This is a genomic window from Klebsiella spallanzanii (assembly GCF_902158555.1).
In the GTDB taxonomy this organism is placed as follows: domain Bacteria; phylum Pseudomonadota; class Gammaproteobacteria; order Enterobacterales; family Enterobacteriaceae; genus Klebsiella; species Klebsiella spallanzanii.
The window spans coordinates 92,461-106,401 of record NZ_CABGGS010000004.1; the positions used below are offsets into that span (position 1 = coordinate 92,461).

Annotated in this window: 13 protein-coding genes; 8 read left to right on the forward strand and 5 right to left on the reverse strand. The window is 53.3% G+C overall.

Translation table 11 applies throughout. The features are described from left to right. The 7 genes from ftsQ to mutT all read left to right on the forward strand — a co-directional run bounded on the left by ftsQ (window position 1) and on the right by mutT (window position 8,309). Window positions 1–834: a cell division protein FtsQ gene (ftsQ, locus tag FN082_RS06775; protein WP_139536966.1), complete on the forward strand. Its 834-nt coding sequence runs from the start codon at window positions 1–3 to the stop codon at window positions 832–834. Then, window positions 831–2,087, forward strand: a complete 1,257-nt coding sequence (gene ftsA, locus FN082_RS06780; protein ID WP_004098594.1) for a cell division protein FtsA — start codon at window positions 831–833, stop codon at window positions 2,085–2,087. Before ftsQ ends, ftsA begins: the two co-directional genes overlap by 4 nt. A 62-nt stretch (window positions 2,088–2,149) precedes the next feature. Next, entirely contained in the window at window positions 2,150–3,301 is a 1,152-nt protein-coding gene (gene ftsZ / locus FN082_RS06785) for a cell division protein FtsZ (protein ID WP_139536967.1), read from the forward strand. Between the two features lie 100 nt (window positions 3,302–3,401). Then, window positions 3,402–4,319 (forward strand): UDP-3-O-acyl-N-acetylglucosamine deacetylase, encoded by a 918-nt coding sequence (lpxC, locus tag FN082_RS06790; protein WP_139536968.1) that lies wholly within the window; start codon window positions 3,402–3,404, stop codon window positions 4,317–4,319. Window positions 4,320–4,570: 251 nt separating this feature from the next. Further along, the gene (gene secM / locus FN082_RS06795; RefSeq protein ID WP_180349506.1) at window positions 4,571–5,080 is read left to right on the forward strand and encodes a secA translation cis-regulator SecM; all 510 of its coding nucleotides are present in this window, start codon (window positions 4,571–4,573) and stop codon (window positions 5,078–5,080) included. Window positions 5,081–5,141: 61 nt separating this feature from the next. Continuing rightward, window positions 5,142–7,847 carry a preprotein translocase subunit SecA gene (gene secA / locus FN082_RS06800; protein WP_139536969.1) on the forward strand — a complete coding sequence of 902 codons (2,706 nt, stop codon included), beginning with the start codon at window positions 5,142–5,144 and terminating at the stop codon, window positions 7,845–7,847. A 60-nt stretch (window positions 7,848–7,907) separates the two neighbouring features. Next, the gene (gene mutT, locus FN082_RS06805) at window positions 7,908–8,309 is read left to right on the forward strand and encodes an 8-oxo-dGTP diphosphatase MutT (RefSeq protein ID WP_139536970.1); all 402 of its coding nucleotides are present in this window, start codon (window positions 7,908–7,910) and stop codon (window positions 8,307–8,309) included. 61 nt (window positions 8,310–8,370) lie between these two features. Here the strand turns inward: mutT and yacG are convergent, their stop codons facing one another. The 3 genes from yacG to coaE are packed head-to-tail and all read right to left on the reverse strand — an operon-like array spanning window position 8,371 to window position 9,938. After that, a complete protein-coding gene (gene yacG, locus FN082_RS06810) occupies window positions 8,371–8,565 on the reverse strand; it encodes a DNA gyrase inhibitor YacG (RefSeq protein ID WP_139536971.1) in 195 nt (64 codons plus the stop codon). Window positions 8,566–8,574: 9 nt separating this feature from the next. After that, on the reverse strand, window positions 8,575–9,318 hold the full coding sequence (gene zapD / locus FN082_RS06815; protein WP_139536972.1) for a cell division protein ZapD: 744 nt from the start codon (window positions 9,316–9,318) through the stop codon (window positions 8,575–8,577). Next, complete coding sequence (gene coaE, locus FN082_RS06820; RefSeq protein WP_139536973.1) at window positions 9,318–9,938, reverse strand: dephospho-CoA kinase; 621 nt, start codon at window positions 9,936–9,938, stop codon at window positions 9,318–9,320. Before coaE ends, zapD begins: the two co-directional genes overlap by 1 nt. A 347-nt stretch (window positions 9,939–10,285) precedes the next feature. Here coaE and FN082_RS06825 point away from each other — a divergent pair, with 347 nt between their 5' ends. Beyond that, window positions 10,286–11,329, forward strand: a complete 1,044-nt coding sequence (locus tag FN082_RS06825; RefSeq protein WP_139536974.1) for a GMP reductase — start codon at window positions 10,286–10,288, stop codon at window positions 11,327–11,329. 29 nt (window positions 11,330–11,358) lie between these two features. Here the strand turns inward: FN082_RS06825 and hofC are convergent, their stop codons facing one another. After that, window positions 11,359–12,564, reverse strand: coding sequence for a protein transport protein HofC (gene hofC / locus FN082_RS06830; RefSeq protein WP_142981338.1), 1,206 nt, complete (start codon window positions 12,562–12,564; stop codon window positions 11,359–11,361). Beyond that, window positions 12,554–13,939: a type II secretion system protein GspE gene (gene gspE, locus FN082_RS06835; RefSeq protein ID WP_142981339.1), complete on the reverse strand. Its 1,386-nt coding sequence runs from the start codon at window positions 13,937–13,939 to the stop codon at window positions 12,554–12,556. Before gspE ends, hofC begins: the two co-directional genes overlap by 11 nt. Between the last annotated feature and the right edge of the window lie 2 nt (window positions 13,940–13,941).

A 13,941-nucleotide genomic window follows, 5' to 3' on the forward strand; every position in this document is an offset into this window, starting at 1 on the left:
ATGTCGCAGGCTGCGCTGAATACGCGGAACCACGAAGAGGAAGAAGAGTCCTCTTCGCGTCGAAATAATGGGACTCGTCTGGCAGGTATTTTCTTCCTGCTGGCGGTGCTCTGTACCGTGCTGGTCAGCGGATGGATGGTTCTGGGCTGGATGGAAGATGCACAGCGTTTACCGCTGTCAAAGATGGTGGTCACCGGCGAGCGTCACTATACGCGCAACGATGATATCCGTCAGGCGATTCTGGCGTTAGGGTCTCCGGGTACCTTTATGACCCAGGACGTGAATATTATTCAAAGCCAGATTGAACGCCTGCCGTGGATTAAGCAGGCGAGCGTCAGAAAGCAGTGGCCGGACGAATTGAAGATTCATCTGGTTGAATATGTGCCGATTGCGCGCTGGAATGATCAGCATATGGTCGACGTGGAAGGAAATTCTTTCAGCGTGCCGTCAGATCGCACCAGTAAACAGAATTTACCGATGTTATACGGCCCGGAAGGTAGCGAGAACGAAGTTCTTCAAGGATACCGCGACATGGGGCAGGTGCTGGCAAAGGATAAATTCACGTTGAAAGTGGCGGCAATGACCGCGCGCCGTTCCTGGCAGTTGACGCTTAATAACGATATTAAGCTCAATCTTGGTCGGGGCGACACCATGAAACGGCTTCAGCGCTTTATGGAACTCTACCCGGTTCTTCAGCAGCAGGCGCAGACCGACGGCAAACGGATAAGCTACGTTGATTTGCGTTATGACTCGGGAGCGGCAGTCGGTTGGGAACCGGTTCCCGTAGAGGAAACTCATCAACAACAGAATCAGGCACAGGCAGAACAACAATGATCAAGGCGACGGACAGAAAACTGGTAGTTGGACTGGAGATCGGCACCGCTAAGGTTGCCGCTTTAGTAGGGGAAGTTCTGCCCGACGGTATGATTAATATCATTGGCGTGGGCAGTTGCCCGTCGCGTGGTATGGATAAAGGCGGAGTGAATGACCTGGAATCCGTGGTGAAATGCGTACAGCGCGCCATTGACCAGGCCGAATTGATGGCGGATTGCCAGATCTCGTCAGTTTATCTGGCGCTTTCAGGCAAACATATCAGCTGTCAAAATGAAATTGGTATGGTGCCGATTTCGGAAGAAGAAGTGACGCAGGATGACGTCGAGAACGTGGTGCATACCGCGAAATCGGTTCGTGTGCGCGATGAGCATCGCGTTCTGCACGTTATTCCGCAAGAGTACGCGATCGACTACCAGGAGGGGATTAAAAACCCGGTAGGACTGTCTGGCGTCCGTATGCAGGCAAAAGTGCATTTGATTACCTGCCATAACGATATGGCGAAAAATATTGTCAAAGCGGTAGAGCGCTGTGGTCTGAAAGTCGACCAGCTCATATTTGCCGGTTTAGCCGCCAGCTATTCCGTATTAACAGAAGACGAACGTGAACTGGGCGTCTGCGTTGTGGATATCGGCGGTGGTACAATGGACATCGCGGTGTATACCGGCGGCGCGCTGCGTCATACCAAAGTGATCCCGTATGCGGGCAACGTAGTGACCAGCGATATTGCCTACGCCTTCGGTACGCCGCCAAGCGACGCAGAAGCTATTAAAGTGCGCCACGGCTGTGCGCTGGGCTCCATCGTAGGTAAAGACGAAAACGTCGAAGTACCGAGCGTGGGTGGGCGTCCGCCCCGCAGCCTGCAGCGTCAGACGCTGGCGGAGGTTATTGAGCCGCGATATACCGAACTGCTCAACCTGGTCAATGAAGAGATCTTGCAACTGCAGGAACAACTCCGCCAGCAAGGTGTGAAGCACCATCTGGCTGCGGGGATTGTATTAACCGGCGGCGCGGCGCAAATTGAAGGGCTTGCCGCCTGTGCGCAGCGTGTGTTCCATACGCAGGTACGCATTGGCGCACCGCTGAACATTACCGGATTAACGGATTATGCCCAGGAGCCGTATTACTCAACGGCGGTTGGGCTGCTGCACTACGGGAAGGAGTCTCATCTCAGTGGTGAAGCAGAAGTGGAAAAACGCGTGACTGTCGGGTCGTGGATCAAGCGGCTTAACAGTTGGTTGCGAAAAGAGTTTTAATTTTTTAAGAGAACGCAGAAAATTAGCGTTCTCAGGCGACAGGCACAACGGAGAGAGAAACTATGTTTGAACCAATGGAACTAACCAACGACGCGGTGATTAAAGTCATCGGCGTCGGTGGCGGCGGCGGTAACGCCGTTGAGCACATGGTGCGCGAGCGCATTGAGGGTGTTGAATTTTTCGCGGTGAACACCGATGCGCAGGCTCTGCGCAAAACGGCGGTTGGCCAGACTATCCAGATCGGTAGCGGTATTACCAAAGGTCTGGGCGCAGGCGCAAACCCGGAAGTTGGTCGTAACGCGGCTGATGAAGACCGTGAAGCGCTGCGCGCAGCCCTTGATGGCGCCGACATGGTGTTTATCGCGGCAGGTATGGGCGGTGGTACCGGAACCGGTGCTGCGCCAGTGGTTGCTGAAGTTGCAAAAGATTTAGGTATCCTGACCGTTGCCGTTGTGACTAAGCCTTTCAATTTCGAAGGCAAGAAGCGTATGGCATTCGCTGAGCAGGGTATTACCGAGCTGTCCAAGCATGTGGACTCGCTGATCACTATCCCGAACGACAAGCTGCTGAAAGTCCTGGGCCGCGGCATTTCGCTGCTTGACGCTTTCGGCGCAGCAAACGACGTGCTGAAAGGCGCTGTACAGGGTATCGCAGAGCTGATCACCCGTCCCGGTCTGATGAACGTTGACTTTGCGGACGTGCGTACCGTGATGTCTGAAATGGGCTACGCGATGATGGGTTCCGGCGTGGCGAGCGGTGAAGATCGTGCAGAAGAAGCGGCTGAAATGGCTATTTCTTCTCCTCTGCTGGAAGATATCGATCTGTCCGGCGCGCGCGGCGTACTGGTCAACATCACCGCGGGCTTCGACCTGCGTCTGGATGAGTTCGAAACCGTGGGTAATACTATCCGTGCATTTGCTTCGGATAACGCGACCGTGGTTATCGGTACCTCTCTGGACCCGGATATGAACGACGAACTGCGTGTAACCGTTGTGGCCACCGGTATCGGCATGGACAAACGTCCGGAAATTACCCTGGTGACCAACAAACAGGTTCAGCAGCCGGTGATGGATCGTTACCAGCAGCACGGTATGTCTCCATTGAATCAGGAGCAGAAACCGGTTGCGAAAGTGGTCAACGACAATACGACGCAAGCCGCAAAAGAGCCGGATTATCTGGATATCCCAGCCTTCCTGCGTAAGCAAGCCGATTAAGAATTGGCTGGAAGTTGGGCATCTGCGCTCTTTGTGCTAAACTGGCCTGCCGAATGTATAGTACACTTCGGTTGGATAGGTAACTTGGCGAGATTATACGATGATCAAACAAAGGACTCTTAAACGTATCGTTCAGGCGACTGGCGTCGGTTTGCATACCGGCAAGAAAGTCACCCTGACGTTACGCCCTGCGCCGGCAAATACCGGGGTCATCTATCGTCGCACCGACTTGAATCCACCGGTTGATTTTCCGGCTGATGCCAAATCTGTGCGTGATACCATGCTCTGTACTTGCCTGGTGAACGAGCATGACGTGCGGATATCGACGGTCGAGCACCTCAATGCCGCACTGGCTGGCTTAGGTATCGACAACATCGTTATTGAGGTCGATGCCCCGGAAGTCCCGATTATGGACGGTAGTGCGGCTCCGTTCGTTTATCTGTTGCTGGATGCCGGCATTGATGAACTGAACAGCGCTAAGAAATTTGTGCGTATTAAAGAGACGGTTCGCGTTGAAGATGGCGATAAATGGGCTGAATTCAAACCGTACAATGGTTTTTCACTGGACTTCACCATTGATTTTAACCATCCGGCAATTGATTCCAGCAGCCAGCGCTATGCGATGAACTTCTCGGCTGATGCGTTCATGCGCCAGATCAGCCGCGCACGTACCTTTGGTTTCATGCGTGATATCGAATATCTGCAGTCCCGCGGCCTGTGCCTGGGCGGCAGCTTCGATTGTGCCATCGTTGTTGACGATTATCGCGTACTGAACGAAGACGGCTTGCGCTTTGAAGACGAGTTTGTCCGTCACAAAATGCTGGATGCGATTGGCGACCTGTTTATGTGTGGTCACAATATCATTGGCGCATTTACGGCGTACAAATCAGGTCACGCATTGAACAACAAACTGCTGCAGGCTGTTCTGGCAAAACAGGAAGCCTGGGAGTATGTGACCTTCGAAGACGACGCAGAAATGCCTCTGGCGTTCCGCGCGCCGACACTGGTTCTGGCATAAGTCAGACCATGCACTAAATTCGACTGGTAACCTGGTACTCTCTCCGGCCAGGGAGCCAGTCGTTTTCTTTTTCCCCCCTTCTGAACTTTATTCAGCTCTGATTTAGCTGCTGCCTTTCTTGCTCGTTCGTTCCTTTTTTGAACGTTTTTACCACGATGAAGCTTTCATTCCTGCTGCTGTGATAGCGTATTAATGTTAATATTTGGGCGCAAAATATTTCTTAGGGTAGCTACCAACAAAAGGTAACGTAAGTGAGTGGATTGCTGACGCGCTGGCGACAGTTTGGCAGACGGTATTTCTGGCCGCATCTCCTGTTGGGGATGGTCGCGGCTAGCCTTGGCCTGCCTGCGCTTAGCAACGGTCATGAACATGAGACCGCATCGCCTGCAAAAACGACATCCAGCAATCACAACCCCGCTAAAGTTAATTTTTCTCAGCTGGCGCTGCTGGAGTCTTCCAATCGTCGGCCTAACTTTACCGTTGACTACTGGCATCAGCATGCCATTCGTACGGTAATCCGCCATCTGTCTTTCGCGATGGCGCCGCAGGCGCTGCCGGTAGTTGAAGAGTCTTCGCCGCTTCAGGCACAGCATCTGGCTCTGCTCGATACCCTTAGCGCTTTGTTAACGCAGGAGAGCAAACCTCCGGCTATTGTTCGACTGGCGGCATACAACCCATCATGTTCCCTTTGCGCGTTTCATGTCGGTACCTGGATTAGCCAGGTAACGGGCATCCGCGCCGGGCCTCAACGTCTCAGCTAAACCAAAAACGGACCATCCAATTTTTTTTGACTCCGCACCGCGGGGCGTTTGAGATTTTATTATGCTAATTAAATTATTAACTAAAGTATTCGGTAGCCGTAACGACCGTACGCTGCGTCGTATGCGCAAAGCCGTCAACGTCATCAATGCCATGGAACCCTCCATGGAGAAGCTTTCTGATGATGAGCTCAAGGGAAAAACCGTTGAGTTCCGCGCTCGCCTGGAAAAAGGCGAAAGTCTGGAAAGCCTGATTCCTGAAGCCTTTGCGGTCGTTCGCGAGGCCAGTAAACGTGTCTTCGGTATGCGCCACTTTGACGTCCAGCTGCTGGGCGGCATGGTACTTAACGATCGTTGCATTGCGGAGATGCGTACAGGTGAAGGTAAAACCCTGACCGCGACCTTACCTGCCTATCTTAATGCGCTGACGGGCAAAGGCGTTCACGTGGTAACCGTCAACGACTACCTGGCGCAACGTGATGCGGAAAACAACCGTCCGCTGTTTGAATTCCTCGGCATGACCGTTGGGATTAACATGTCCGGCCTGCCGGCTCCGGCCAAACGCGAAGCTTACGCTGCTGATATCACCTACGGTACCAACAACGAATATGGTTTTGACTATCTGCGTGACAACATGGCGTTTAGCCCTGAAGAACGCGTACAGCGCAAGCTGCACTATGCGCTGGTGGATGAGGTCGACTCCATCTTGATCGATGAGGCGCGTACGCCGCTTATCATTTCTGGCCCGGCTGAAGACAGCTCCGAAATGTATAAGAAAGTGAACAAAATCATCCCGCACCTGGTGCGTCAGGAGAAAGAAGACTCTGAGACCTTTACCGGCGAGGGTCACTTCTCTGTTGATGAGAAAGCGCGTCAGGTTAACCTGACCGAACGCGGCCTGGTGCTGATTGAAGAGCTGCTGGTTAATGAAGGCATTATGGACGAAGGTGAATCACTGTATTCACCGACTAACATCATGCTGATGCACCATGTGACCGCTGCACTGCGCGCGCACGTGCTGTTCACCCGCGATGTTGATTACATCGTTAAAGACGGTGAAGTTATTATCGTCGACGAACATACGGGCCGTACGATGCAGGGGCGTCGCTGGTCCGATGGTCTGCACCAGGCCGTTGAAGCGAAAGAAGGCGTTGATATTCAGAACGAAAACCAGACGCTGGCTTCCATTACCTTCCAGAACTATTTCCGTCTGTATGAGAAGCTGGCAGGGATGACCGGTACTGCCGATACTGAAGCGTTTGAGTTTAGCTCAATCTACAAACTGGATACCGTAGTAGTTCCGACCAACCGTCCGATGATTCGTAAAGACATGGCGGATCTGGTCTACATGACCGAAGCGGAAAAAATTCAGGCCATTATCGAAGATATTAAAACGCGTACCGCTGCGGGCCAGCCGGTTCTGGTGGGTACCATTTCTATCGAAAAATCAGAAGTGGTCTCCAATGAATTGACGAAAGCGGGTATCAAACACAACGTGCTGAATGCGAAATTCCACGCCAGCGAAGCGGACATCGTTGCTCAAGCGGGCTACCCGTCAGCGGTGACCATTGCGACCAACATGGCCGGTCGTGGTACTGACATTATGCTCGGCGGTAGCTGGCAGGCAGAAGTCGCTCAGCTGGAAGATCCGACTCCGGAACAGATTGCTCAAATCAAAGCCGACTGGCAGGTTCGCCACGATGCGGTGCTGGCTGCGGGCGGTCTGCATATCATCGGTACCGAGCGCCATGAATCCCGTCGTATCGATAACCAGCTGCGCGGTCGTTCAGGTCGTCAGGGGGATGCTGGTTCTTCCCGTTTCTACCTGTCGATGGAAGATGCTCTGATGCGTATCTTCGCTTCTGACCGCGTATCCGGCATGATGCGTAAACTGGGCATGAAACCGGGCGAGGCTATCGAGCACCCGTGGGTGACCAAAGCGATTGCTAACGCTCAGCGTAAGGTCGAGAGTCGCAACTTCGATATTCGTAAGCAACTGCTGGAATATGATGATGTCGCTAACGACCAGCGTCGCGCAATCTACAGCCAGCGTAACGAGCTGTTGGATGTGTCTGATGTGAGCGAAACCATTAACAGCATCCGTGAAGACGTATTCAAAGCGACTATTGATGCCCATATTCCTCCGCAGTCGCTGGAAGAGATGTGGGATGTTGAAGGTCTGCAGGAGCGTCTGAAAAATGACTTTGACCTCGATCTGCCGCTCAAGGAGTGGTTGGATAAAGAGCCGGAGCTGCACGAAGAGACTCTGCGCGAGCGTATTCTGCAAAACGCCATTGAAACCTATCATCGTAAAGAGGAAGTGGTTGGCGCTGAGATGATGCGTCATTTTGAAAAAGGCGTCATGCTGCAAACTCTGGATTCTTTGTGGAAAGAGCACCTCGCTGCGATGGACTACCTGCGTCAGGGCATCCACCTGCGCGGTTATGCGCAGAAAGATCCAAAACAGGAATATAAGCGCGAATCCTTCTCTATGTTTGCTTCGATGCTGGAATCACTGAAATATGAAGTGATCAGCACGCTGAGCAAGGTTCAGGTGCGGATGCCGGAAGAGGTTGAAGCAATGGAGCAACAGCGTCGTGAAGAGGCGGAACGCCTGGCGCAGATGCAACAGCTGAGCCATCAGGATGATGATACTGCCGCTGCCGCCGCGCTGGCCGAACAAACTGGCGATCGTAAAGTGGGCCGTAACGATCCTTGCCCATGCGGTTCTGGTAAAAAATATAAACAGTGCCACGGTCGTCTGAGCTAAGCTCTGCAACGTTAAACACTAAGGCGCAGATATCTGCGCCTTTTTTATGGAATAAGTACAATGAAAAATCTGCAAATTTCAGTAGGTATTATTCGTAATTCGCAAGGGGAGATTTTTATCACCCAGCGGGCAGCTGACGCGCACATGGCGAATAAACTAGAGTTCCCTGGCGGAAAAATCGAAGCCGGTGAATCAGCAGAACAGGCGGTAGTTCGCGAATTACAGGAAGAAGTCGGCATTACGATACAGTCGCCCAGCCTGTTCGATAAGCTGGAATATCAGTTTCCTGACCGCCACATTACGCTCTGGTTCTGGTTGGTGGAAAACTGGGAGGGCGAGCCGTGGGGTAAAGAAGGGCAGCCGGGACAATGGATTGCGCAGAGCGCTCTGATTGCTGAGGATTTCCCTCCTGCAAACGAACCGGTGATTACGAAATTAATTCAACACGCTAAGGTCGGATAAAGGCCGTATGACCACCCGGTAAGTTAAGGCGAGAGCGCAGCGCGAACCCGCCTTGAGTTGATTACTCTTTTTCTTCGCTCCAGCCGTCGCTGTCGGATAGATCGCTGCTGCTCGGGATGCGTTTTTCTTCCGCCGCCCATTCACCTAAATCAATAAGCTGACAGCGCTTGGAGCAAAACGGGCGATGCGGGCTCTGCTCATTCCAGAGAACGATTTTGCCGCATGTTGGGCAATTGACGGTTATCTCTTCTGACATATTTCCTCCTTAACAGCAGGCCAGTTCAAAATCAAAACGCTCCGGTACGATACCGTGTTCGCTGTCCAGCGGCATAAAGCGGATAGCAAAGCGGCTCTTATGGCCTGAAATTTGTGGATAGAGTTGGCTGGCAAGATCCAGACGCAGACGCAGCAGATCGGCATCTTCGCCGTTGTCCTGGTAAAAACCATTCAGGCTGGTCTGTTTGCGGAAGGGGGCAGAATTGCGGATGAGATCGAGGATCAGCACCAGCGATTGCGTCAGTGGTTCAAGGCTGGATAGCCACTTACCGACCTGCTCATCGCGATATTCCTGCGGCATATGCAGCCAGATGTGCAGTGTCGGGAGATCAAAGCTACAGCAGCCTCCTGGAATGCTTAGGCGCTGGCGTACCAGGGCAATCAGGCGGTCTTCTCGCAAGTACTGGCCGATACGCGGAGCTGACATTAACGTGCTGCCTGTTTGCTTCAACTGCTGCCGCAGCTCGTTGATACGATCCCTATCAACTCCGGGAACTTCTGCCCAGGACTGTAGCTTCCTCTGCTGGCGATCCAGCTCTTTCATCAGGTCCGTACGAACTTCGCCGCGTTCAAAAACATCTAAAAGATCGCCGATATTGCGGAAAAAATGAAGTGCATCCGCATGGCTGGTAATTGCCGGATGTACGGATAGCTGCTGCAGCAAAAATTCGATACGCAGCCAGGTGCGCATTTTTTCATTTAGCGGATGTTCAAATAGAACAGGGGTATGCATTACGGTTTTTCCTGTGAGGCGACCTGCGATGCCAGCAGTAGATACTTGGCATGCAGGCGGGCGACATCCGATGCGATGGCATCAGGTGGACCCATATTTTCAATTACATCATCCGCTACGGCAAGGCGCTGCTCGCGCGTCGCCTGAGCGGCAAGAATATGTTCCGCATGTTGTCGAGTTACTCGATCGCGAAGCATCGTGCGCTCTATTTGCGTCTCTTTTGGCACATCGACAACCAGCACGCGATCGGCTTTGGCAGACAAACGGTTTTCGACCAGTAATGGTACGACCCAGAGAATATAAGGCGAGGTGGCAAGCTGCATCTGCCGGCGCGTTTCCTGCTGGATTTGCGGGTGCAGCAGTGCGTTTAGCCAGCTCTTATCCTCTGCATGAGCGAAGATATGTTCACGCAGAGCGCGACGGTTTAAGGTGCCATCTTCATTAAGCATCTGCGGACCGAAGCGTTCAGCAATAGCGCTTAGCGCTGGGGTTCCAGGTTCGACAACCTGACGTGCGATAATGTCAGCATCAATAACGTTAACCCCGAGGTGTGAGAATGCGTCGGCTACGGTACTTTTACCACTGCCGATGCCGCCTGTTAACGCTACCGTGTATGCCATACACCTCAATCCTGCAACTGACTACATGCACATTTTTCAATAAACAGAGCCGTTATTGACGGCACGACGACACTGCGGCAACTGTTTTATTGACGTGATATCAAACCAATAAGCTGCTGTTACCACGCATTCTGAATTCTTTTGCGCATGTAAATCAAGTGGTTAAAAATGATACGCTGATGATTGAATATCGCGAATTCGCTTTTGGCTATTCACCAGGTAAATTTATACGATTGTAGCGTAAAAAAAGTGAAAATCGCAGTCTTGCGCAGCCATGATTCGTGCGTATGATAACGTCACTGGAGTTGTGCTCTCACAATAATGCAATTAACCCCAGGAATTCGCACATGCGTATTGAAGAAGATTTGAAGCTTGGTTTTAAAGACGTTCTTATCCGCCCGAAACGTTCTACCCTTAAAAGCCGTTCTGACGTACAGCTGGAACGTGAATTCACTTTCAAACATTCAGGCCAGACCTGGTCTGGTGTACCGATTATTGCCGCTAACATGGATACCGTCGGCACGTTTGCGATGGCTAAAGCCCTGGCTTCTTTTGGCGTTCTGACCGCGGTACATAAACATTACAGCGTTGAGCAGTGGCAGGCGTTTGTTCAGAGCGTATCGGCAGACGTACTGCAGCACGTAATGGTCTCCACCGGGACCTCCGATGCGGATTTCGAAAAAACTAAACAGATCCTTACCCAGAACCCGCAGCTTAGCTTTGTGTGCATTGATGTGGCGAATGGTTATTCCGAGCATTTTGTGCAGTTTGTCGCGAAAGCTCGCGAAGCATGGCCGCAGAAAACCATTATTGCGGGTAACGTCGTTACTGGTGAAATGTGCGAAGAACTGGTTCTTTCTGGCGCCGATATTGTGAAAGTAGGGATTGGCCCGGGTTCCGTATGTACGACTCGCGTAAAAACCGGCGTTGGCTACCCACAGCTTTCCGCAGTGATTGAATGCGCCGATGCGGCGCATGGTCTGGGCGGACAGATTATCAGTGATGGCGGCTGTACTATGCCTGGCGATGTGGCTAAAGCGTTCGGCGGCGGCGCTGATTTCGTGATGCTGGGCGGTATGTTGGCCGGTCACGAAGAGAGCGGCGGTACCGTGGTAGAAGAGAACGGTGAAAAATTCATGCTGTTCTACGGTATGAGCTCTGAGTCAGCGATGACCCGTCACGTTGGTGGCGTCGCCCAGTATCGTGCGGCTGAGGGCAAAACCGTCAAGCTGCCTCTACGCGGTCCGGTTGATAACACCGCTCGCGATATCCTGGGTGGCCTGCGCTCCGCATGTACCTACGTTGGCGCTTCACGCCTGAAAGAGCTGACCAAACGCACCACTTTTATTCGCGTACAGGAACAAGAGAACCGCGTGTTCAACAGTCTGTAATGCTGCTTGCTGGCGCGTTTGCGCCAGCTTTATCCCCCCATCCCGCTAATGGCGTCGCCCAGATGAAAAATGGGTAAATACATCGCCACCACCAGCACGCCGACAATCGTTCCGGTTATAACCAGCATCATGGGCTCAAGTAAGGTGGCCAGGTTATCTGCCTGCTGATGTGTCTGTTCGTTATGATGGCGAGCCAGATTCTCCAGCATGGTATCCAGTGAACCAGAGGCTTCGCCGGTACGAATCAGCTGCAGGCAGAGCGGTGTAAAACCTCCGCTATGAGTCATCGCCTGCCAGATGGGCTCGCCGTGGGTAATCTCTATGCAAACCTGCTGGAGTCTTTGACGCCACAGCGGGCAGCTCAGGGTTTCCTCCACGCTTTGCAGACCCTGTAGAAAGCTGATACCTGCGCTTTGCGTTAGGGAGAGTACGGTAAAAATCTGGCTAAGCCTCTGCCCGCACAGCAGTTTGCCAAACACCGGCAGCTTATGGAGCAGCTTCTGGCGATACAGCAGCCAGCCGGGCTTCTGGTAAATCAGCCGGTTGAGAATCACCGGTAAAATGCCCAGTACAGCGAGCAATGGCCAATAATGGGTTAGTCCCTCGCCGACGCTCATTACCGCGCGAGTCAGCAGCGGAAGTGGGGTATTAAAGGTCTGATAGATAGCGGCAAACTCAGGCAAAACGAAGCACAGCATTCCCATCACCACCAGCAGCGCCAGGGATAAAATAATGATCGGATAGCGCAGTGCTTTTTTCACTTTCTCGGTAAGAAGCAGCTGTTCTTGCTGCTGGCGGGCCAGATGAGCGCAGCAAAGGTCCAGTTTACCGGTGAGCTCACCTGTGCGGATCATCGCCAGATAGAGCGGAGGAAATGCTTCAGGCCACTTTTCCAGGGAGCCAGACAGCGAAATGCCTTGAGCGAGATCCTCTGCCAGGGTTTGTAGCAACGCCTGCCATTGCGCGTTAGGTTGCTGTTGCGCCAGCAGTTCCAGCCCCTCAGCCAGCGGAAGACCGGCCTGAAGGAGCGCGGAAAGTTGACGAATGATTTCACCGCTGTGTCGAGGATGCCAGAGCGCAGTTTGCACGCTACAGCGGCGTAGCGTCAGCGGGATGATTCGCTCACGCTGTAGCATCTGCAATGCCTCAGGACGATTATCCTGCCAGAGCGTTCCCTGACAGGGCATACCCTGAATGTTGATGCCGCGCCAGCGCCAGAGTCGTTTAGTCGCCATGAGGGATCCCTAAAACTCGAACTACTTCTTCGAGGCTGGTCATCCCCCTCTCTACGGCCTGACAGCCGCTTTCAAACAGCGTCATCATGCCTGATTCCCGCGCCAGAGATTCGATTTCTGTGGCGCTAAGGCCCTGGGTAATGGCCTGGCGTAGTGAAGTATTGACGGGCATGAGTTCAAAGAGCGCCAGGCGACCGTAGTAGCCATGATAGCAGTGCTGACAGCCCGGGGCCTGCCAGCGGGGAAGGGCTCGCGGCCACAGACTGTGCGGAACATCCGTTGAGCTACCGGTTTGCCGGCGACAGTGTGGGCATAGCTTTCGGACCAGACGTTGAGCCACAACCAGTGAAAGCGCAGAGGAGATCATCCAGCGGGCAACCCCCATCTGCTGCAGGCGCACCAGGGTTTCGCTGGTCGAATTGGTGTGCAGGGTCGAGAGTACCAGATGCCCGGTTTGTGCCGCTTTGATTGCAATTTCAGCGGTTTCCGCATCGCGTATTTCGCCTACCATCACAATGTCGGGATCCTGCCTTAACAACGCGCGGAGCACACTGTGGAAAGTCAGCCCGGCTCGGGGATTGATCTGCGTTTGATTCATGCCGACAATAGGGATCTCCAGCGGATCCTCGACGCTGCAGATATTTACCTCGTCACGATTTCGCGCCTGTAGCGCGCTATATAAAGTGACGGTTTTTCCGCTCCCTGTGGGGCCAGTGACCAGCAGCAGGCCCTGAGGCTGGTTAAGCGCCGACCGGAAAGCGGCAAGCTGCTGAGAGGAGAGTCCCAACGCTTCCAAATCCAGCGCCTGTTCGACCTGGTGCAATAAACGAAGAACGATTTTTTCTCCACTGCGGCAGGGAAGCGTGGCGATCCGAAACGAGATCGGGCGCTCTGAGAGCGTGAGGGTAAACTGACCATCCTGCGGCACGCGGTGTTCGGCGATATCCAGATTGCCAAGTACTTTAAGCCGGGCGGTTATCGGAGCGGCGAGCTCCGGGGCAAGTGGTGCAAGCGAGTGGAGTACGCCATCTACCCGCAGGCGCACCCTCAGATGATTCTCGCCCGGCTCGATATGGATATCCGATGCGCGCTGGCGCAGAGCTTGTTCCAGCAGATGATTAACCTGTTCAACGATGCTGGCTGAAGCTTCGCTATGGGCTGAGAGTACCGCTATTCCCGGCGCCTGCAGCCGTTTGTCCATCCGGTCCTGGCTCCAGCACTCAATGTCGATTCTTTTCTGGGTGGCGAAGCGTAACGCTTCCATGAGTTCCGGTGCTGGTGCATCAACCACGGCGATGGCGATAGTGTGCTCATCGCTATCGAGCAGCAATGCCTGATAGCGTTGGCAGAGAGGTATTAATTGCTCAGTTTTCATTG